The organism is Chromatiales bacterium (genome assembly GCA_020445605.1).
Classification (GTDB): domain Bacteria; phylum Pseudomonadota; class Gammaproteobacteria; order JAGRGH01; family JAGRGH01; genus JAGRGH01.
In genome coordinates this window covers 1-18,634 of the sequence record JAGRGH010000055.1, presented here as the reverse complement: position 1 = coordinate 18,634, position 18,634 = coordinate 1, and the positions used below count along the sequence as shown (strand labels likewise).

19 protein-coding genes and 1 rRNA gene are annotated in these 18,634 nt (G+C 65.0%); 15 read left to right on the top strand and 5 right to left on the bottom strand.

All coding sequences use genetic code 11. From position 1 onward, the window contains the following. Window positions 1-2: 2 nt before the first annotated feature. From KDG50_14015 to KDG50_14000, 4 genes are all read right to left on the bottom strand, one after another. Window positions 3-1,079 (bottom strand): homoserine O-succinyltransferase, encoded by a 1,077-nt coding sequence (locus KDG50_14015; protein MCB1866528.1) that lies wholly within the window; start codon window positions 1,077-1,079, stop codon window positions 3-5. Window positions 1,080-1,089: 10 nt separating this feature from the next. Continuing rightward, window positions 1,090-1,953, bottom strand: coding sequence for an ATPase (locus tag KDG50_14010; protein ID MCB1866527.1), 864 nt, complete (start codon window positions 1,951-1,953; stop codon window positions 1,090-1,092). Between the two features lie 89 nt (window positions 1,954-2,042). Continuing rightward, complete coding sequence (locus tag KDG50_14005) at window positions 2,043-4,013, bottom strand: dynamin family protein (GenBank protein ID MCB1866526.1); 1,971 nt, start codon at window positions 4,011-4,013, stop codon at window positions 2,043-2,045. A 145-nt stretch (window positions 4,014-4,158) separates the two neighbouring features. Next, window positions 4,159-5,247 carry a DUF4931 domain-containing protein gene (locus KDG50_14000; protein ID MCB1866525.1) on the bottom strand — a complete coding sequence of 363 codons (1,089 nt, stop codon included), beginning with the start codon at window positions 5,245-5,247 and terminating at the stop codon, window positions 4,159-4,161. Between the two features lie 85 nt (window positions 5,248-5,332). Here KDG50_14000 and typA point away from each other — a divergent pair, with 85 nt between their 5' ends. Beyond that, on the top strand, window positions 5,333-7,153 hold the full coding sequence (gene typA, locus KDG50_13995; protein MCB1866524.1) for a translational GTPase TypA: 1,821 nt from the start codon (window positions 5,333-5,335) through the stop codon (window positions 7,151-7,153). 309 nt (window positions 7,154-7,462) lie between these two features. Next, entirely contained in the window at window positions 7,463-8,413 is a 951-nt protein-coding gene (gene pip, locus KDG50_13990; protein ID MCB1866523.1) for a prolyl aminopeptidase, read from the top strand. Window positions 8,414-8,586: 173 nt separating this feature from the next. Here the strand turns inward: pip and KDG50_13985 are convergent, their stop codons facing one another. Beyond that, window positions 8,587-9,618 carry a hypothetical protein gene (locus KDG50_13985; GenBank protein MCB1866522.1) on the bottom strand — a complete coding sequence of 344 codons (1,032 nt, stop codon included), beginning with the start codon at window positions 9,616-9,618 and terminating at the stop codon, window positions 8,587-8,589. A 151-nt stretch (window positions 9,619-9,769) separates the two neighbouring features. On the opposite strand from KDG50_13985, the gene dtd reads away from it, so the two are divergent. The 13 genes from dtd to KDG50_13920 form a co-directional block, all read left to right on the top strand. After that, a complete protein-coding gene (dtd, locus tag KDG50_13980) occupies window positions 9,770-10,207 on the top strand; it encodes a D-tyrosyl-tRNA(Tyr) deacylase (GenBank protein ID MCB1866521.1) in 438 nt (145 codons plus the stop codon). A gap of 78 nt (window positions 10,208-10,285) precedes the next feature. Next, window positions 10,286-10,876, top strand: coding sequence for an imidazoleglycerol-phosphate dehydratase HisB (gene hisB / locus KDG50_13975; protein ID MCB1866520.1), 591 nt, complete (start codon window positions 10,286-10,288; stop codon window positions 10,874-10,876). A 22-nt stretch (window positions 10,877-10,898) separates the two neighbouring features. Continuing rightward, window positions 10,899-11,531 (top strand): imidazole glycerol phosphate synthase subunit HisH, encoded by a 633-nt coding sequence (gene hisH, locus KDG50_13970; protein ID MCB1866519.1) that lies wholly within the window; start codon window positions 10,899-10,901, stop codon window positions 11,529-11,531. A gap of 39 nt (window positions 11,532-11,570) precedes the next feature. Continuing rightward, entirely contained in the window at window positions 11,571-12,308 is a 738-nt protein-coding gene (hisA, locus tag KDG50_13965) for a 1-(5-phosphoribosyl)-5-[(5-phosphoribosylamino)methylideneamino]imidazole-4-carboxamide isomerase (protein MCB1866518.1), read from the top strand. A 32-nt stretch (window positions 12,309-12,340) separates the two neighbouring features. Next, a complete protein-coding gene (gene hisF, locus KDG50_13960) occupies window positions 12,341-13,108 on the top strand; it encodes an imidazole glycerol phosphate synthase subunit HisF (GenBank protein MCB1866517.1) in 768 nt (255 codons plus the stop codon). Beyond that, window positions 13,105-13,500, top strand: a complete 396-nt coding sequence (gene hisI, locus KDG50_13955; protein ID MCB1866516.1) for a phosphoribosyl-AMP cyclohydrolase — start codon at window positions 13,105-13,107, stop codon at window positions 13,498-13,500. The genes hisF and hisI overlap by 4 nt, the downstream gene beginning before the upstream one ends. Next, complete coding sequence (locus KDG50_13950) at window positions 13,487-14,194, top strand: lipid-binding SYLF domain-containing protein (GenBank protein MCB1866515.1); 708 nt, start codon at window positions 13,487-13,489, stop codon at window positions 14,192-14,194. The genes hisI and KDG50_13950 overlap by 14 nt, the downstream gene beginning before the upstream one ends. Continuing rightward, a complete protein-coding gene (locus KDG50_13945; GenBank protein ID MCB1866514.1) occupies window positions 14,191-14,508 on the top strand; it encodes a phosphoribosyl-ATP diphosphatase in 318 nt (105 codons plus the stop codon). Before KDG50_13950 ends, KDG50_13945 begins: the two co-directional genes overlap by 4 nt. A 92-nt stretch (window positions 14,509-14,600) precedes the next feature. Then, window positions 14,601-14,840, top strand: a complete 240-nt coding sequence (gene tatA / locus KDG50_13940; protein ID MCB1866513.1) for a twin-arginine translocase TatA/TatE family subunit — start codon at window positions 14,601-14,603, stop codon at window positions 14,838-14,840. Between the two features lie 75 nt (window positions 14,841-14,915). Beyond that, window positions 14,916-15,269 (top strand): twin-arginine translocase subunit TatB, encoded by a 354-nt coding sequence (gene tatB / locus KDG50_13935; protein ID MCB1866512.1) that lies wholly within the window; start codon window positions 14,916-14,918, stop codon window positions 15,267-15,269. Next, entirely contained in the window at window positions 15,238-16,107 is an 870-nt protein-coding gene (gene tatC / locus KDG50_13930) for a twin-arginine translocase subunit TatC (protein ID MCB1866511.1), read from the top strand. The genes tatB and tatC overlap by 32 nt, the downstream gene beginning before the upstream one ends. Window positions 16,108-16,160: 53 nt before the next feature. After that, window positions 16,161-17,945: a thioredoxin domain-containing protein gene (locus KDG50_13925; protein MCB1866510.1), complete on the top strand. Its 1,785-nt coding sequence runs from the start codon at window positions 16,161-16,163 to the stop codon at window positions 17,943-17,945. A 293-nt stretch (window positions 17,946-18,238) separates the two neighbouring features. After that, window positions 18,239-18,634 (top strand): 16S ribosomal RNA (locus KDG50_13920); the annotation flags it as partial.

Genomic DNA, 18,634 nt, shown 5'->3' with positions numbered 1-18,634 from the left:
ACCTAGCCTTGGCCATGCCAGCCGAGCGGGTCGGCCGGGTCGATGCCGGGCATGAACGGTGAATGACGATTGGCATCCGTGACCTGGTAGACCTTGCCGAGCCAGTTGTTCACCACGGCCTTGGCCGAATCGCGCCAGGTGTTGTCGAGAAAATCCACGATGTCCGTTTCCGGCATCGTCGGCAGCGGTTCGCCGGCCGCGCGACTGCGCTCGACAACGCCGCGATATGCGCCGAGGACGGCCTGCGCGGTTTCGTCGAAATAGTTCTCAGGCAACGGCGGGTAATCCGGCCGCTCGCCGGTGTGCCAGCGCGTGATCTCGCGCTTGTACTCCTTGAGCAGGCTCTGCGAGTCGTACTCCGGGTGTCCCTGAAAGTACACCACGCGCAGTCCGTCGGCCGACACCGCAAGGTGCGCGCCGGCGACCTCGCTTTCGATCAGCACATGCAGGCCGCAGCCGTCGAAGTCCGCTCGCGAGATGTCGTTGAAGCGCGAGTGCGGGACGTCCAGCCGCGTGTTGATGTCGTTGACCAGCGGATGGGTGCGGTCGACGACCCGGTGCTCGAACACGCCCCAGCGCTTGAAACCGAGCGGCTTGCGGGCGATGCCGAATTCGTGCTCGACCAGTGCATGCGTGGCCAGACATGAACACAGCACCGAGGTGACGTGCTCGCGCGCCCAGTCGAACACGCGGACAAGTTCCGGCCAGAACGGCTCCTGTGGCAGCGTGCTGCCGGCGACATTCGCGCCACTGATGATCAGTGCGTCGAGGCCCTGTTCACGAATCTGTTCGAATGGCGTGTAGTAGCGCTCGATGTGTGCACGCCCGCGCTCACCGCGCGGCACGCCGTCGATCGAAAACGGGTGCAGGTAGAACTGCACGATGCGATTGCACGAGGCGACCAAGCGAAAGAACTGCCGTTCGGTGGCTTCCAGCGCGGCGTCCGGCATCATGTTCAGAAGCCCGATGTGCAGTTCGCGGATGTCCTGCTGGCGCGCCTCGGGCTCGCTAAGTACCTCGAAGCCTTCTTCGGCCAACCGCTCGTAGGTTGGCAGCGGCCGGTGTGCGATCAACGACATCGGTGTGCGATCAGCCGGTCGCGCGTGCGCGCCGACAGCGTTCCCGCGCGGCGCCCAAAAGCTCGATGAGATCGCCTTCGTCGCGCACCTGCTGGGATTCGGATGCGCGGATCGTGCAACCGTAACGTTCCGCGATCGCGCGATAGCGCGGCAGGCGCGCACGTACGAGGCGCGGGAACACCCAGCTCACGAAGCTGTCCGGTGCGATCTCCTCCACCCTGCGAATGTCGTGCTCACGCATAAACTCCGGCAACTGCTCGTCGAGAAAGGCTTCTCGGTAGTAGAGCGGCTTGGGGTTGTGCTGGGCGCGCTCGATCAGGGTCATCTCCATTTCGGCATCCGTCTCGATGTAGACGATCAGCGTGTGCGCGGCGAGGGTTTCCAGCACCGTTTCGTCGTCGAGTTCGCACACGCTCCCGCCGGCGTCGTTCAGGAAGTGCTCGTAGCCGTAGATCTCGCGCGCCTTGACGATGAAACCGGGCACATCGAGCATCGCCCGGATCTCCGCTTCGCGATGCAGGTGCTGACGGCGTTTGAACTCGGCCAGGCTCAGCCCATCCTGGGCCGGATCGCCAAGCTTGCCGAGGAATTTCGAGATCGGATCGAGGTTGTCGAACGAGATGTTGTTGCCGATGTAGATCGAGTCCGAGCGCAGCAGGTCGCGCAGGAATGGCACGGCCATCGCGCGGCGCTTGATGTCGTCGAGGATCGGTTCGTCGAGATAGCGTGTACCGATCCGGTAGTCGCCGGAATAGTGAAACCAGCGTTCGCGCGGGAGCTTCTTGGCAAGCTGCGTCTTGCCGACCCCGGACATGCCGAGCAGCGTGACTCGGCGGCGTTGCGGATGCAGAAAATCGTCGTGGCGATCTGACATGGGTAGACAGGCGTTGCGGTGTCGGGCCGCGATGCCGGGGAAGTCTAGCAGGAACGTTTGAACGCGGTCTGCGGCGACCGCGGACGGGGTCAGCTTGCAACCAGTCGTGGACGCGGGCGGTCGTTGCGCGCCATGGGCCGTGTGCCGGTCAGGGTCGTGTGCATGTTGCGCAGGGTGTTCAGGTCGTTCTCGAGCGCCTGCTGCTCGCGGCGCAGGTCGGCGATGCGGCTCTCGAGCGTGTCCATGGATTGATGGACACGCCGCAGGGAATCCAGCCGTTTTTCGACCCCGCGCTTGCGTTCGCGGATGCTGCGCCGCAGGGGCTTGAGCGCTTCGGTGAGCCAGCGGTCGCATTCGGTATGTGCGCGCACGAAGATGTCGCGCGCACGCGAGACCATGGTCACAAAGAACTTGCGCACGACGATGCCCTGTTCGGTCAGGGTCGTCTTGGTGCTGCGGCGGAATTCCTCCGCCTCCTGATACAGCAGTTCGAGCTGCACGCGGTATTCGATGATCGAGAACATCTTCGGCAGCGCGATGCCCTCGAGCGCGTGCTTCTCCTCGAAGCGGCGATAGATCGTCCGGATCAGGCGGCGGGTTCGTTCGTTCTGCTCGACGACGCCGAGCATGTCGTTGCGCACACGCTTGAGGAACTCGCCCATGTTGGCCTTGAGCTGGGACGTGGTCCAGCTGCCGATCATGTTGCGTCGCGTCTCGCCGATGTAGCGGTCGAGTTCGTCGAGGTCCAGCGCTGCGATGAGTTCGCGTCCCTGCAGCGCGAGCATCTTGCTGGAGGCCTGGAATTCCGAAACCGCGCGGTGATGTTCGTCCTGCTCTACGCGCAGCTTGCGCATCATGTTCTCGACGACGTTGCGGTTCTTGCCGCGCAGGGCCGTGAGTTCCTCGATCTCCACGCGACAGGCGTCGAGACGGTCACTGATGGTCGTGCGCGACTGCTCGATCAGGTCGCCGAGTTCGCGGCACACGGTCTCGTGGATGATGGCGTGTTTCTGCTTGAGCAGGTCTTCCGAGAGGTAGTGTTCGAGTTCACCGAGCCGGCTGCGACGCAGCAGGGTGCGGTTCTGGCGGATTTTGGCTACCAGCCCCTTCTGCGCCGAGGCCGGGAACACCAGCCGTTCGTCGACACCGAGGATCCTCGCCGTGGCCTCTTTCTGCTTGGCGATGGCCTCCTGCACGGCCGCCTCGTTCGAAAGCTCGTCCCAGAGCGTGTCGATCTTGTTCAGCACCACGATCAGGCCTTTGCGCCGGTCGCTGCGGAAGCCGCGGATGTGATGCTGCCAGACGTCCAGGTCGGTGCGGGTGACGCCGGTGTCCGCGGCGAGCAGGAAGATGACGGCATGCGCCTGCGGCAGCATGCCCAGCGTGAGTTCCGGCTCGGCGCCGAGCGCGTTCAGCCCCGGCGTGTCGAGGATCGTAAGCCCGCGTTTCAACAGCGCATGCGGGAAGTTGATCAGGGCGTGCCGCCACTTCGGGATATCGACCTCGGTGGGTTCCTTGGTCGCGTTCGCCTGGTACTCGGGGTTATACAGGCCAAGCTCGCGCGCCTCGCCCACGCTCACGCGGGTGGTGCGCAGCACCTCCGACAGCGCCTGCGCGACCTGTTCCGGATCGTCCAGATTCAGCTTGGTGCGGGTCCAGCGCGTGTGATCGAGCTTCAGGTCGCGCAGCGAGATGTCCTCGAGCCGCGTGGCGATCGGCAGCAGCTGGATGTAGGGCGACGTGGACTCGGGGTCCCAGAAGATCTCCGTCGGACACATCGTCGTGCGCCCGGCCGTGGACGGCAGCAGCCGGCGGCCGTAATCGGCGAAAAACAGTGCGTTGATCAGTTCGGATTTGCCGCGCGAGAACTCCGCGACCACGGCCAGGGTCAGGCGGTCCTGGCGCAGGACCTCGAGCGTTTCAAAGATCTTGAGGTCGAGATCGGCCTCGTTCAGGCCGTGATCGTCCAGCCAGTGCTGGAACGACTGGATGGTGTTGATCAGCGTCGACTTCCACTGGTCGTACGCTGCCAGATTCTGCTCGAAGCGGCTTTCGTCCAATTTTCTGGTCCGCGAACCCGGTCGGGATGCCCGTCGCCCCAGTCGACAGGCGTAGTGCCAGAAAGTATACGCCGAGCTGGCAAGACTTCAATGTAAGTCGTTGCCCGGGCGGTTATTTCCCCGGGCCCAGGGGGGGCGGGAGGGCTCAAGGCTGTGCAGCGAGGTCCACTTCGCGCAGGCGCCGGGCCGCGTCCTCGGGGCTGACGGTGGACACGAACAACCCGGAGCCCAGTTCGAACCCGCTGGGGATGGAGGTGCGCGGGCAGATCTCCAGGTGCCAGTGATAGCTGGAGGCGTCGCCCGCGAAGGGATCGCCCTGTGGGCGGGTGTGCAGGAAGAAGTTGTACTGCGCCCCGCCGATGACCCGGTCCAGTCGTGCCATCGCGCGCTGCAGCACGGTCGCGAAATCCTCGAGCTCGGCGTCGGTCACTGCGAGGAAATCCGACTCGTGACGCAGCGGCAGAACGTGCAGTTCCCACTCGTAGCGGCTGGCGAACGGCTTGATCGCGACAAAGTGGTTGCCCCGTTCGACCACGTACTGCCCGACGTCCACGCGCCGGCGGATCTCGCCGGATTCACGATCGTAGACCGTCGCCTCGAAGGTCAGCGCCTCGTCGATCAGCGCGCAGAAGATGCAGTGGCCGTTCTTGGCATGCCAGGCGCGGGCGTGATGCAGCTCGTTGTGGACGTTCTCAGGGACCACCGGCAGGGCGATGATCTGGCTGTGGGTGTGCGCAATGGACGCGCCGGCGGCCGGGCCGAAGTTCTTGAAGATCAACACGTAACGCAACCGAGGGTCGCTTGCGTACAGGTGCGCCGCACGGTCGCGGTACAGCGAGAACAGGCGTGCGATGTGCTCCGGTGCCATCTCGTGCAGGGCGATGCCGTGCTCGGCGTGGTCGATGACCACCTCGTGGCGGCCGTAGCCGTCGATGACCTGCTGCAGGCCGAGGGTCATGGACCGGTGCGCGCCTTCGGCGGCGAGCACCGGAAACAGGTTTTCGACGATGCGCATCTGCCACTTCTCGGCGTCGGGCCAGGCCGCGAGCGTGGGCGGGGTCATCGACTCGTTGCCCTTGCAGAACGGGCAGGTCGGGACCACGGCGCGGCGGTCGCGCTCGACCGCGGCCTCCTGTTTGCGCGGGCGCATGCCGCGTGCGGTCGAGATCAGGACCGACTCGCTCGGCACGATCGGGTTGATGCGAATCTCGCGGACGGATGGTGGATTGCTCACGCGCGGGGCTCCGTTTCCGGTATAGTCGCGCGCCTTTCTACCGGCGCACCGCCCGGTGCGTCCAATTCACCCGGCTTATGCCGTCATGCTTGACCGTCTGCGAAACATCGCCATCGTCGCCCATGTCGACCATGGCAAGACCACCCTGATCGACCGTCTGCTGCAGCAGTCCGGAACGCTCGGCGAGCGCTTCGGGCCGGTGGAGCGGGTCATGGATTCGAACGCGCTCGAACGCGAGCGTGGCATCACCATCCTGGCGAAGAATACGGCGATTCGCTGGGGCGACTGGCGCATCAATATCGTGGATACGCCGGGACACGCCGACTTCGGCGGCGAGGTCGAGCGCGTGCTGTCGATGGTCGACTCGGTGCTGCTGCTCGTCGACGCCGTCGACGGACCCATGCCGCAGACGCGGTTCGTGACGCAGAAGGCGTTCTCGTATGGTCTGCGGCCGATCGTGGTCGTCAACAAGCTCGACCGTGAGGGCGCGCGCCCGCACTGGGCGCTGGACCAGACCTTCGATCTGTTCGATCGGCTGGGCGCCAGCGAGGCGCAGCTCGATTTCCCGGTCGTGTACTGCTCGGCCCTGCAGGGCAGGGCGGGGCTCACGCCGGATTCCCTTGGCGACGATCTCTCGGCGCTCGTCGATACGATCGTTGCGCACTGTCCGCCGCCGGACGTCCAGGTCGATGGCCCGTTCCAGCTCCAGGTCAGTGCGCTGGGCTGGTCGAGCTACGTCGGCGCGCTCGGGATCGGTCGCATCCGGCGTGGCCGCATCCGGCGCAATTCGCCGGTCGTGGTCGTGCGCCGGGATGGGTCACGCTACGAGGGGCGCGTCCTGCAGGTGCTCGGCTTCCAGGGGCTCGACCGCGTCGAGGTCGACGAGGCCGTGGCCGGCGACATCATTGCGTTCACCGGACTCGAACGCCCGCGCATCGCCGACACCCTGTGCTCGCCCCAGGCCGTCGAGGCGCTGCCGCCGATCGCCGTCGACGAGCCGACGATCCAGATGCGCTTCGAGTCGAACACCTCGCCGTTTTCGGGCCGTGAGGGTCGCTTCGTGACCTCGCGCCAGCTGCGCGACCGGCTGGAGACCGAAACCATCCATAACGTGGCGCTGCGGGTCACGCCGACCGACGATCCGGATTGCTTCCTGGTCGCCGGCCGCGGCGAGCTGCACTTGTCCATCCTGCTCGAGACCATGCGTCGCGAGGGTTACGAGATGGCGGTGTCGCGCCCCGAGGTCGTGGTGCGCGAGCGCGACGGCGCGCTCGAAGAACCGTATGAAAGCCTGGTCGTGGACGTTGAATCCGACAGCCAGGGCGGCGTCATGGAGGCGCTCGGCGAGCGCGGCGGCGAACTGCTGGACATGGTGCCGGACGGCCACGGGCGCGTGCGCATGGATTACCGCATTCCGGCGCGCGGCCTGATCGGTTTCCAGAGCCTGTTTCGTACCCTGACCGCCGGTTCCGGTCTCATGCACCATGTCTTCGAGGCCTTCGGACCGCTGCGCCCCGGACGCATCGCGCCACGGGCGAACGGCGCGATGATCTCGAACTCGACGGGCAAGGTGCTCGGTTACGCGCTGTTCAACCTGCAGGAGCGCGGCCGATTGTTCGTCGCGCCCGGCGAGCCCGTCTACGAGGGGCAGATCGTCGGCATCCATGCGCGCAACAACGATCTGACGGTGAACCCGACCCGCGCCAAGCAGCTGACGAATATTCGCGCGGCGGGAAAAGACGACAACATCCTGCTGTCGCCGCCCGTGGTGTTTTCGCTGGAGCAGGCGCTGGAGTGGATCGAGGACGACGAACTCGTCGAGATCACCCCGGCGGCGATCCGTTTGCGCAAACGCCATCTGCTCGAGTCCGACCGACGGCGCCATTCGCGCGCGATCGCGGGCTAGTGGGCCAAGTGGAAAGTTCTGTAACCCTCAGAGCCACAGTGCGAGCGCGAATCAAGGCGCGTTTCGCAGGCAATGGCCCCTCCCTTGTCAAGAAACGCAACACAGAGTCGCGCTCGCACTGTGGCTCCCGAAGGGCCGCGCCACAAGCCTTGTGGGCTATGTTGCAGCCCTTGGAAAGGGCCTGCCATTCCCTGCGGACTGCGCCTTGCCCACAAGGCTTGCGGCGTGGCTGAGCGTCACAGAACTTTCCACTTGGCCCACTAGGCGCGGTCGCGCCCACGATCGGGCCGGGTACACTGCGCGCCAGCCATGCTGTATCCAGAGATCAAACCGAATGCGACCTTCCGGCTGGAGGTCGGCGACCGTCACTCTCTGTACGTCGAAGAGTCCGGCAACGAGGCCGGCCTGCCGGTGGTGTTCCTGCACGGCGGCCCCGGGGCCGGCTGCGATGCGCTGCACCGGCGGTTTTTCGACCCGAATGCCTACCGGATCGTGCTGTTCGACCAGCGCGGTGCCGGGCGTTCGCGGCCACACGCTGAACTCAACGCCAACGACACCTGGGCGCTGGTCGCGGATATCGAACGCATCCGCGAGCATCTCGGAATCGAGCGCTGGGTCGTTTTCGGTGGTTCCTGGGGATCGACACTGGCGCTGGCCTATGCCGAAACTCATCCCGACCGGGTGCTCGCGCTGGTGTTGCGTGGCATCTTTCTATGCAGCCGCGACGAGATCCAGTGGTTCTACCAGCGCGGCGCAAACCGTCTGTTCCCGGATGCCTGGGAAGACTACGAGCGTGTGATTCCCGCGGCCGAGCGGGCCGACATGGTTGCCGCGTACCACCGGCGCCTGACCGGCGATGATGAACTCGCGCGCATGGCGGCGGCCAAGGCCTGGTCGCAGTGGGAGGCGCGGCTTGCGACCCTGCTGCCGAACCGGGCGATCGTCGACCATTTCGCCGCGCCGCACACGGCGCTGGCGCTGTCCCGCATCGAGTGCCACTACTTCATGAACGATGCGTTCCTGCGCGAGAACCAGCTGATTGCGGACGCCGGCAGGCTCGCGGGCATTCCTGGCGTGATCGTGCACGGGCGCTACGATGTGATCTGCCCGCTCGAAAATGCCTGGACCCTGCACCGGGCTTGGCCGGACTCGGAACTTCAGATCATCGCCGACGCCGGCCATGCGGTCAGCGAGACGGGCATCACCCGTGCGCTGGTGGCGGCGACGAACCGGTTTGCCGCGCAGTTCGGAGCGGCCTGAAGACTGTCGGCCGACTCTCGCCCAGAGAAACTCTGAACAATTCTAGAGTTTCCGTAGGGAAGCTCTGATCAATCCATCCCGGATTGCCAGAGCTTTGAGCCCGAAAAAGTGCGATTTTTCGTTTTCTTTCATTTTCCACGCCTTACACTCGTTGAAAATGGCGGGACAGGACGCTAGCCATCGCGACCGGGATAGACGATGTGCGTTGCGCAATCGGGGCTGTCGTCGCCGTCACCGGGCGCCTCTTCAATCTGCTCCAGTTCCAGTGACAGGCCGGACTTGCGGATGATGTCTTCGGCCACCTGCTTGCGTCGTGCTTCGTCCTGAATGCGCTCGTCGTTGCGGTGCTGGGCGGCGGTTTCCTGTTCCTGACGGGCCGCCAGGTCGCGCAGCCAGCCGGGCAGACCATCGTCGGCCGCTTCGGAGGCCTGCGGTTCCAGCGGCACGACCTCGAGATTGAAGGCCTTCGCGAGTTCGAGGTAGTTGGTTGCCGCCGGTTCGTTGACCACTTCGGGCAGGTATGCTTCAAAGAAGCGGCGCAGTTCCGAGAGCTGGTTTTCCAGCAGCGCCGGCACTAGCATCGAGTACATGTCGATCAGGGTGACGGCGTTTTTCAGCGAGTCGGATTGGCTGATGCCGTACATGCGTTTGGCCATGCCCGCGTTGACGATGTGCAGGTCGGCGTATATATCGACGAGCCCGCGGAACTCGATGCTGCCGCCGGCGGCGGCCTGGCGCAGAAAGTACTGCGACAACAGGTACATGCCGGTGACCCGAAAAACGGTTTCCTCCTCGGACGCCAGCGGCAGGTGAAACCGCGCCATGGGCTTGAGGTGTGCCGTCTTCGGGCAGCCGCAGATCGGCACGATGAGGTCGAGCATCGAGGCCAGTGCGTTCTGGATCGGCAGGCGTTGGATCACGCGGCGGTTTTCGGTGACGACCTCCAGTTCGATCTTGTCGATCGAACGGGTATCGTGGAACCGCTCGGCGATCCGGCTCATCTGCACGGCCAGCGGGCACTGCGGATGTTGGTCCGCCTGAAGCGGGCAGTGCGAACACTGGTGATGGGCGAGCGCGGTCCACTGCGGTGGGTCGGCGACGGGCTCGGAGATGAGGTCGAAGGTTTCGCCGTCCAGACAGAAGCGAAACGTTTCGATACGGTGATCGCCGAGCCGGAGCCGGTAGTCGATTCGGACTTGATTCAATGCATCCCCCGTGGGCACCGAGCCCCACCCGCGGCCTCGCACATGCCCGAACCCATGACAGCAGAACCGATCAGGCAAAAAGTGTGAACCGCGTCACATCCAGGGCCCTTGCATGGCAGTATCGCCCGGGCCGCCGTGGCCCCGCACGCCCATGATCGGACTGATCCAGCGTGTGCGCGAGGCCGCAGTGGATGTGGGCGGCGAGCGTGTCGGCGCGATCGGCAGCGGCCTGCTGGTCCTGGTCGGAGTGCGCAGGGACGACGACGAGCGCAATGCCGCGCGGCTGGTCGAGCGCATCCTCGGCTATCGGATGTTCGCCGACGACCGGGGTCGCATGAACCTGAACCTGACCCAGACCGGCGGCGGACTGCTGCTGGTGCCGCAGTTCACGCTGGCAGCCGATACGCGTTCGGGGCGTCGACCGGGGTTTGATCCGGCCGCGCCGCCGGCGCGGGCCGAGGCGCTGTTTGATCACCTGGTCCGGACCGCGCGTGACAGCCACCCGGCGGTGGCTACGGGGCGCTTCGGTGCGCACATGCAGGTGCGCCTCACCAACGACGGCCCGGTAACCTTCTGGTTGGAGGCCTGAGGACGCGTGTCCCGTCCTGCTGTCGAGGCGGGCCGACATGCCGTATCCTTGCGCAATTCAGCCTGAACGAGCCGGTCCATGGGACGCGAAGCCACCGTACAACGCAACACGCTCGAGACGCAGATCGAGGCCCGTGTGGACCTCGACGGCAGCGGCCGCAGCGAACTCGCCATCGGCGTGCCGTTCCTCGAACACATGATCGACCAGATCGCGCGCCACGGCATGCTCGACCTGACAATTCGCGCGAGCGGTGATCTGCACATCGATGCCCACCACACGGTCGAGGATGTCGGCATCACGCTCGGCCAGGCGCTGGCGCGTGCGATCGGTGACAAGAAGGGCGTGCGTCGCTACGGCCATGCCTACGTGCCGCTGGACGAGGCGTTGTCACGGGTGGTGGTCGACTTTTCCGGACGGCCCGGGCTCGAATACCACGCGGAGTTTCCGCGCGCCAGGATCGGCGATTTCGATGTGGACCTGATCGGCGAGTTCTTTCAGGGCTTCGTGAATCATGCGGCCGTCACACTGCATGTCGACACCCTGCGCGGGCGCAACGCGCACCACATCGCCGAGACGCAGTTCAAGGCGTTCGGTCGGGCGTTGCGCATGGCCGTGGAGCCGGACCCGCGTGCGGCCGGGCAGATTCCGTCGACGAAGGGGTCGCTCTAGGCGCCCTGAGCGGAGCACCGTCGTGCAGCGTATCGCGGTCGTTGACTACGGCATGGGCAACGTGCGCTCGGTCGTGCGCGCGCTCGAACATGTCGTGGAAGGCTCGGCCGAGGTGGTGCTGAGCGGCGATCCCGCGGTGATCGACGCCGCCGACCGCGTGGTGTTTCCGGGCCAGGGCGCGGCGCGCGACTGCATGCTGTCCCTGGGCGAACGCAGCCTGGACGACGCCCTGCGCCGGGCCGCGCGCGAGCGACCGTTTCTCGGCATCTGCATGGGCCTGCAGGTGCTCATGGACCACAGCGACGAGAATGAGGGTACTGCGTGTCTCGGGCTGTATCCGGGCGTGGTGCGTCGTTTCGATGCTGACACTGACGGCATCAGCAAGATTCCGCACATGGGCTGGAATGCCGTGCATCAGACCCGGGGGCATCCGCTCTGGCAGGGCATCGACGACGGCGCGCGGTTCTATTTTGTCCACAGCTATTACGTCGTGCCCGATGACCGCACACTGGTCAGCGCGACCTGCGACTACGGGCGCACCTTTGCGGCCGGCATCGCGCGCGACAAGGTCTTTGCGGTACAGTTTCACCCAGAGAAAAGCGCCTCCGACGGCCTGCGCCTGCTCGCGAATTTCGTCGGCTGGTCAGACCGCTGAGTTTCTATTCATACGCGACTGCTTGACGGTATCCCAGTCATGTTGTTGATCCCGGCGATCGACCTCAAGGATGGCCAGTGCGTACGCCTGCGCCAGGGGCGGATGGACGATGCCACCGTGTTCTCCGACGATCCGGTGGCCGTCGCCGCGCGCTGGGTCGAACAGGGTGCGAAACGTCTGCACGTCGTGGACCTCAATGGCGCGTTCGAGGGTAGGCCGGTAAACGCCGAGGTGATTCACCGCATCGCTGAGCGGTTTCCCGATCTGCCGATCCAGGTCGGCGGCGGCATCCGCGACGAAGACACGATCCAGACCTATCTGGAGGCCGGTGTGCAGTGGTGCATTCTCGGCACCAAGGCAGTTAGCGAACCGCACTTCGTCAACGAGATCTGCCTGGAGTTTCCGGGGCACATCATCGTTGGGCTCGATGCGAAGGACGGCAAGGTCGCGATCGACGGCTGGTCAAAGCTTTCGCGCCACGACGTCATCGACATGGCGCTGCATTTCGAGCGCGACGGTGTCGAGGCGATCATCTACACCGACATCGCACGCGACGGCATGATGGATGGGCTGAACATCGATGCCACCGCACGACTCGCCAATGCGATCACCGTGCCCGTCATTGCCTCCGGCGGCATCACGACGCTGGACGACATCCGGCGGCTCGGCGAGGCAGATTCGCCCGGCATCATCGGCGCGATCACCGGCCGGGCGATCTACGAGGGCACGCTGGACTTCGCGGCCGGCCAGGCGCTGGCCGCGACCTTCGGCTCCTGATGCAGATGCCCCGTCCACGCTAGGCGGCCGCCATGCTCGCCAAGCGCATCATCCCCTGCCTTGATGTTGACGCCGGTCGCGTCGTCAAGGGTGTGAAGTTCGTCGAGATTCGCGATGCCGGCGACCCCGTGGAGGTGGCCGCGCGCTACGATCGCGAGGGCGCCGACGAGATTACCTTTCTCGACATCACGGCGAGTTCCGACGACCGCGAGACGATCGTCCACATCGTGGAGGCCGTTGCGAGTCAGGTCTTCATCCCGCTGACCGTCGGCGGCGGCATTCGCAAGGTTGCCGACGTTCGGCGCATGCTCAATGCCGGAGCAGACAAGGTCGCGATCAACACCGCCGCCATTCACAACCCGGATTTCGTGCGCGAGGCCGCGGAGCGGTTCGGTTCGCAGTGCATCGTCGTTGCGATCGACGCCAAGCAGGTCGAATCCGGCGCGTCGCCGCGCTGGGAAATCTTCACGCATGGCGGGCGCAAACCCACGGGAATCGACGCCGTTGAATGGGCGCGGCGCATGGCCGATTACGGTGCCGGCGAGATCCTGCTGACCAGCATGGATCGCGACGGGACGAAGTCGGGGTTCGATCTCGCGCTCACGCGCACCATCAGCGATGCGGTTCCGATTCCGCTGATTGCCTCGGGTGGTGTCGGCAATCTGGATCACCTGGTCGATGGCGTCACCAAAGGGCATGCCGATGCGGTGCTGGCCGCGAGCATCTTTCATTTCGCCGAATTCAGCATCGAACAGGCCAAGCGGCACATGCGCGCGGCCGGCGTGGAGGTGCGTCTGTGACCCAGCCGCAGTGGATGAGCGAGCTGCGTTTCGACGAGCACGGCCTGATCCCGGCGATCGCCCAGGAGGTCGGCACGGGCCGGCTGCTGATGGTCGCGTGGATGGATCGCACCGCGCTCGAGGAAACCGTGGCCACCGGGCGTGCCGTGTATTTTTCGCGCTCGCGCCAGCGGCTCTGGCGCAAGGGCGAGGAGTCTGGCCACTGGCAGAACGTTCGCGCTGTGCGCCTGGACTGTGATGCCGATGTCGTGCTGCTCGAGGTGGAGCAGCTGGGCGGCATCGCCTGTCACACCGGGCGGCACAGCTGCTTTTTTCGCGAGCTGCGCGATGGCGAGTGGGTCGAGATCGACCCGGTGCTTAAATCGCCGGAGGAAATCTATGGCAAGGGCTGAATCCCGGATTCGTGGCCGCGCGGCAGGACTGCTCGCCGTTTGCGCGCTCGTGTGGTCCATCCCGGGCGCGGGCTGGGCCGAAGAGGCCGAGCGCCTACGCGAGGCGGTCGATGTGCTCGAGCAGATCATGGCCGTTCCCGAAAACGAAATTCCGCCGGCATTGCTACGCGACGCGGCCGGCATTGCAATCGTCCCCGGTGTGATCAAGGTCGGGTTCGTCATCGGTGGCCGACACGGCAAGGGCGTGGTTTCGGTGCGCGGAAGCGACGGACAGTGGAGTGCGCCGGCGTTCCTGTCGCTGACCAGCGGCAGTGTCGGCTGGCAGATCGGGGCGCAGTCGACCGATGTGGTGCTGGTGTTCAAGTCGCGCCGCGGAATTGATGGCATCGTCGACGGCAAATTCACCCTCGGCGCCGATGCCGCGGTCGCGGCCGGGCCGGTCGGGCGCAATGCCTCGGCCGCGACGGACACGAGCCTGAAGGCGGAGGTCTATTCCTACTCGCGCTCGCGCGGACTGTTCGCCGGGGTGTCGCTCGAGGGCTCCGCGCTCGAGATCGACGCTGCCGCGAACAGCGCTTACTACGGCGCCGGTACTGGCGCCGGAGCGATCCTGGCGGGAGAGCTGCCGCAACTGCCCGCCGAGGCAGATGCGCTGCGCACCGCGCTGGCGCGCGCCGTGGACGCCGCGCCATGAGCGATTCGGCGCTGGACCGGCTCAGCGCGGTCATCGACGCGCGCAGGGGCGCGGATCCCGAGGCTTCCTATGTGGCACGACTGCACGCGGCCAAACTCGACGCGGTACTGAAGAAGATCGGCGAGGAGGCGACCGAACTCGTCATGGCGGCCAAGGACGCGGATCGGGCGGCGATCGTGCATGAGGCAGCTGATCTGTGGTTCCACACCTTGGTGCTGTTGAGCCGGTTCGATGCCGACGCAGCGGCGGTGGTTGCCGAGTTGGAACGCCGGTTCGGTACCTCCGGTCTTGCCGAAAAGGCGGCCCGGGGCTAGGTTCCCGATTGGCGTAGGTTTCCGCGCACCGGCCGGCAGGCCGGCTGCTGCGGTACGATAAGCGCAATTCATCGACCAATCCGGAGATTCCCATGGGCGTTGGTGGCATTAGCATCTGGCAGCTTCTGATCATCCTGCTGATCGTGGTGCTGCTGTTCGGAACGAAGAAACTCCGCAGCATGGGCGGCGACCTCGGCGCGGCCCTGAAGAGCTTCAAGTCCGCGGTCAAGGACGGTGAGGACGCCAAGGACAAGGACGCCGCGAAGATCGAGAGCCAGGCCGACGAGTCCGTCGCCGCAAGTACGCCCGAACGCGACAAGGAAAAGGCCTGATCGCAATCCTGTTTGCCAGCCCGGCGCAGGCGTGACGCCTGACTGACTGCGGCATGGCGCCGAGGCGTAGCGCCGGTGTTCGATATCGGATTCTGGGAACTCGTGGTGATCGGTGTTGTGGCGCTGGTCGTCATCGGGCCTGATCGTCTTCCGCGCGTCGCGCGCAAGGCCGGCATGTGGGTCGGCAAGATGCGCGGATTCGTCTCCAGCGTGAAGGCCGACATCGATCGGGAGCTTCGCGCGGAGGAACTCAAGCGCGTGCTTGATCAGCAGAACCAGCTCGCAAAGAGCGCGTTGGAAGACATCGAGGACATCACCGCGCAGACGCGCGAGTCTGTCGGCTCCGCGCAGAAATCCGCCGCCGCCGCGCTGAATGCTGCGCAAGACGCTGCAACCGATGACGAAAAAAAGCAGCGATCCGGATCCTGATCAGAACGAACAGCCGTTTCTGTCGCACCTGGTCGAACTGCGCGACCGGCTGTTGCGCGCGGTTGTCGCTGTCCTGATCCTGTTCGTCGGGCTGTTTTACTTCGCCAACGATATCTATACGTTCCTCGCGGGGCCGCTGCTCGCCCACCTGCCGGAAACGAGCAGCATGATCGCCGTGGACGTGGCCTCGCCGCTGCTGACGCCGCTGAAGCTGACGCTGGTGCTGTCCATCTTTCTCGCGATGCCCTATCTGCTCTATCAGATGTGGGCGTTTGTTGCGCCCGGGCTGTATCGCCACGAGCGGCGCCTGGCGGCGCCGCTCCTTGTCTCCAGCACGCTGCTGTTTTATCTCGGCGCGGCATTCGCGTATTTCGTTGTTTTTCCGCTGGTCTTTGCGTTTCTAACCGGAACGGCGCCGGAGGGCGTCGCGGTCATGACGGATATCGCGCGCTATCTGGATTTTGTGCTGACGCTTTTCTTTGCGTTCGGCTTGTCGTTCGAGGTGCCTGTAGCGACGGTGTTGCTGGTGGCCATCGGTGCGACCACGCCGGACTCGCTGCGGTCGAAGCGTCCATATGTCATCGTCGGCGCATTTGTTGTCGGCATGCTGCTGACGCCGCCGGACGTGATTTCGCAAACGCTTTTGGCTGTGCCGGTCTGGTTGCTCTACGAGGTCGGGGTGGTCGCCTCTGCAATCATGGTGCGAAATCGAACCCGTAACAAGGCGAAAGAAGTCATGCAGGGGGAGACCCCGTTCAGCCCGATGTCGGATGCCGAGATGGACGCGGAACTCGACCGCATCGAGGCCGAGGAGCAGGAAGTCAAGGGCAAGTCATGAAACAGCGATGGCCGCTCGTGGTCACAGGCATGGTGGCTATGTTTGTCGCCACGGTGGCGATCGCGTTGTCACCGTCGCTGAATCGCAACGAGTTGACCGGTCACGCCTCGCCGTATCTGGCAATGCATGGGCAGGATCCGGTGCGTTGGCGCGACTGGGGTCCGCAGGTTCTGGCGTCCGCCCGCGACAACAATCAGCTGATTTTCATCTCCAGCGGCTACTTTTCCTGTCACTGGTGCCACGTGATGCAGCGTGAGAGCTACCAGGATCCCGGCGTCGCGGCGCTTCTCGACGCCGGTTTCGTATCGGTGAAGATCGACCGCGAGTTGCTTCCGGCGCTCGACGCGCATCTGATCGACTTCGTGGAACGCACGCAGGGGCAGGCGGGCTGGCCGTTGAATGTGATTCTTACCCCGGATGGCTATCCGATCATCGGGTTCACCTACCTGCCGCGTGACCGTTTTGCGTCAGTGCTCAAGCAGATTGGAACGCTCTGGCGCGACGATCGCGAAGAGCTGTTGCGACTGAGCCGCGCAGCCTTGGCCGAACTCGTCGCGGCGCGCTCTGCCGCGCAGCCATCGCCGATGGTGCCGCCGCCGCCCGCGGCCTGGGCGGAGCTCCTGAGCCGGCAGGCGATCGCGATCGGCGCGGAGGTCGAGGGCGGCTTCGGACAGCAGAACAAGTTTCCGATGAGCCCGCAGCTGCTGGCGCTTTTCGAAGCGCTTACGGTGCGCGACGATCCTGCCTTGTCCGGCTTCCTGGAACTGACGCTGGAACGCATGGCGTCCCAGGGGCTGCGCGATCACCTTGGTGGCGGATTCTTCCGCTACACCGTCGATCCCGGCTGGCAGGTTCCACATTTTGAAAAGATGCTTTACGACAACGCGCAACTGGCGCGTGTCTATCTCATGGCCGCGAAGCGGTTCGCACGAGCGGATTTTGCCGCCGTCGCGCGGGAGACAATAGATTTTGTTCTAGAGGAGATGGATGCCTCGGGCGGAGGGTTCGTGGCCAGCCTTTCGGCAGTCGATTCCGCGGGTGTCGAAGGTGGCTACTACGTCTGGGATCAGGCCACGCTCAACAGGCTCCTCGACGGGCCGGAGCGAGCCGCCATGCGGTTGCTCTGGGGGCTTGGCGACGGTGCGCCGGACGTGGAGGCGGGCGATTTGCCCCGCATTTCGCGCACAATTGCCGAAGCGGTCAGCGAGCTTGGCGTGTTGGCCGACACGCTTGGCGCGGTCTTTGAATCCGCTCGTCGAAAACTTGCGCTGGACCGGTCGGCCCGCTCGCTTCCGGTGGACGACAAGCGAGTGACTGCCTGGAATGCGCTGGTGCTCGAGGCGCTTGTCGATGCCGCACGAACCCTTCCGGAGCGGGAGCGTTACGCAGGCGCGGCCCGCCGATTGGCCGGCTGGATGAAACAACACCTCTGGAGCAACGGCAGTCTGGCCCGCGCCTGGGCCGGCGGCGGCGCCTTGGGCGCCGGCACGCTGGAGGACTATGCGTATCTCACGCGCGCCATGATGGAGCTTGCCGAGCTGACGGGCTCGCAGACTGATCGGGACTTTGCCCAGACGCTTGCCGAACAGGCGTGGAGTCGCTTTTACTCCCTGTCGGGCTGGCGCCTCGACGATGGGCTTGCATTGCCCGGGGTGGCCGGTGAGCCGGTGCAGGCCGACGGCCCAATGCCCGCGCCTGCCGCCACCTTGATTTTGACGTCACTGGAACTCGGTGGCGCGGTGGCGCGCCATGCTCGCCAGGCCCGTGGCGAGGCCGCCGCAGCGGTCTGGGACAGCCCCTTTTGGCACGCCACGCATCTGGTGCATTACCTGCATTGACGCCGCCTCACGCAGACGGTTGACGTCGGCACGCCGGCCCGTATAATGCGCCTCCCTTGCCACGGCAGGGGCAGAAAAAATTCGGCGGCAATCTGTTGACACCGAATTTTCCGACAAGTCATAATTGTCGGTCTGCGCTGGAACAAACCGGCGACGCTCTTTGACAATTCGGATCAAGTAATTTGTGTGGGTGCTCCGTCGAGTCCTGGTGTCTGTACACCGGCTCGATCTGAGCAACCTTTTATGCTCCGATTGAGCCAGGGTGGGTCGGCCCTAATCGACCAAACAACCTTCAACTGAAGAGTTTGATCCTGGCTCAGATTGAACGCTGGCGGCATGCCTAACACATGCAAGTCGAACGGTAACAGGCCCTTCGGGGTGCTGACGAGTGGCGGACGGGTGAGTAATGCGTAGGAATCTTCCCAACGGTGGGGGATAGCCCGGCGAAAGCCGGATTAATACCGCATACGTCCTACGGGGGAAAGCGGGGGATCTTCGGACCTCGCGCCGATGGATGAGCCTACGTCGGATTAGCTAGTTGGTGGGGTAATGGCCTACCAAGGCGACGATCCGTAGCTGGTTTGAGAGGACGATCAGCCACCCCGGAACTGAGACACGGTCCGGACTCCTACGGGAGGCAGCAGTGGGGAATATTGGACAATGGGCGCAAGCCTGATCCAGCCATGCCG

Coding starts and splice junctions, on each gene's coding strand:
- KDG50_14015 (MCB1866528.1), bottom strand. CDS start 1,079: ATGTCGTTGATCGCACACCGGCCGCTGCCAACCTACGAGCGGTTGGCC.
- KDG50_14010 (MCB1866527.1), bottom strand. CDS start 1,953: ATGTCAGATCGCCACGACGATTTTCTGCATCCGCAACGCCGCCGAGTC.
- typA (MCB1866524.1), top strand. CDS start 5,333: ATGCTTGACCGTCTGCGAAACATCGCCATCGTCGCCCATGTCGACCAT.
- pip (MCB1866523.1), top strand. CDS start 7,463: ATGCTGTATCCAGAGATCAAACCGAATGCGACCTTCCGGCTGGAGGTC.
- dtd (MCB1866521.1), top strand. CDS start 9,770: ATGATCGGACTGATCCAGCGTGTGCGCGAGGCCGCAGTGGATGTGGGC.
- hisB (MCB1866520.1), top strand. CDS start 10,286: ATGGGACGCGAAGCCACCGTACAACGCAACACGCTCGAGACGCAGATC.
- hisA (MCB1866518.1), top strand. CDS start 11,571: ATGTTGTTGATCCCGGCGATCGACCTCAAGGATGGCCAGTGCGTACGC.
- hisF (MCB1866517.1), top strand. CDS start 12,341: ATGCTCGCCAAGCGCATCATCCCCTGCCTTGATGTTGACGCCGGTCGC.
- KDG50_13950 (MCB1866515.1), top strand. CDS start 13,487: ATGGCAAGGGCTGAATCCCGGATTCGTGGCCGCGCGGCAGGACTGCTC.
- KDG50_13945 (MCB1866514.1), top strand. CDS start 14,191: ATGAGCGATTCGGCGCTGGACCGGCTCAGCGCGGTCATCGACGCGCGC.
- tatA (MCB1866513.1), top strand. CDS start 14,601: ATGGGCGTTGGTGGCATTAGCATCTGGCAGCTTCTGATCATCCTGCTG.
- tatC (MCB1866511.1), top strand. CDS start 15,238: ATGACGAAAAAAAGCAGCGATCCGGATCCTGATCAGAACGAACAGCCG.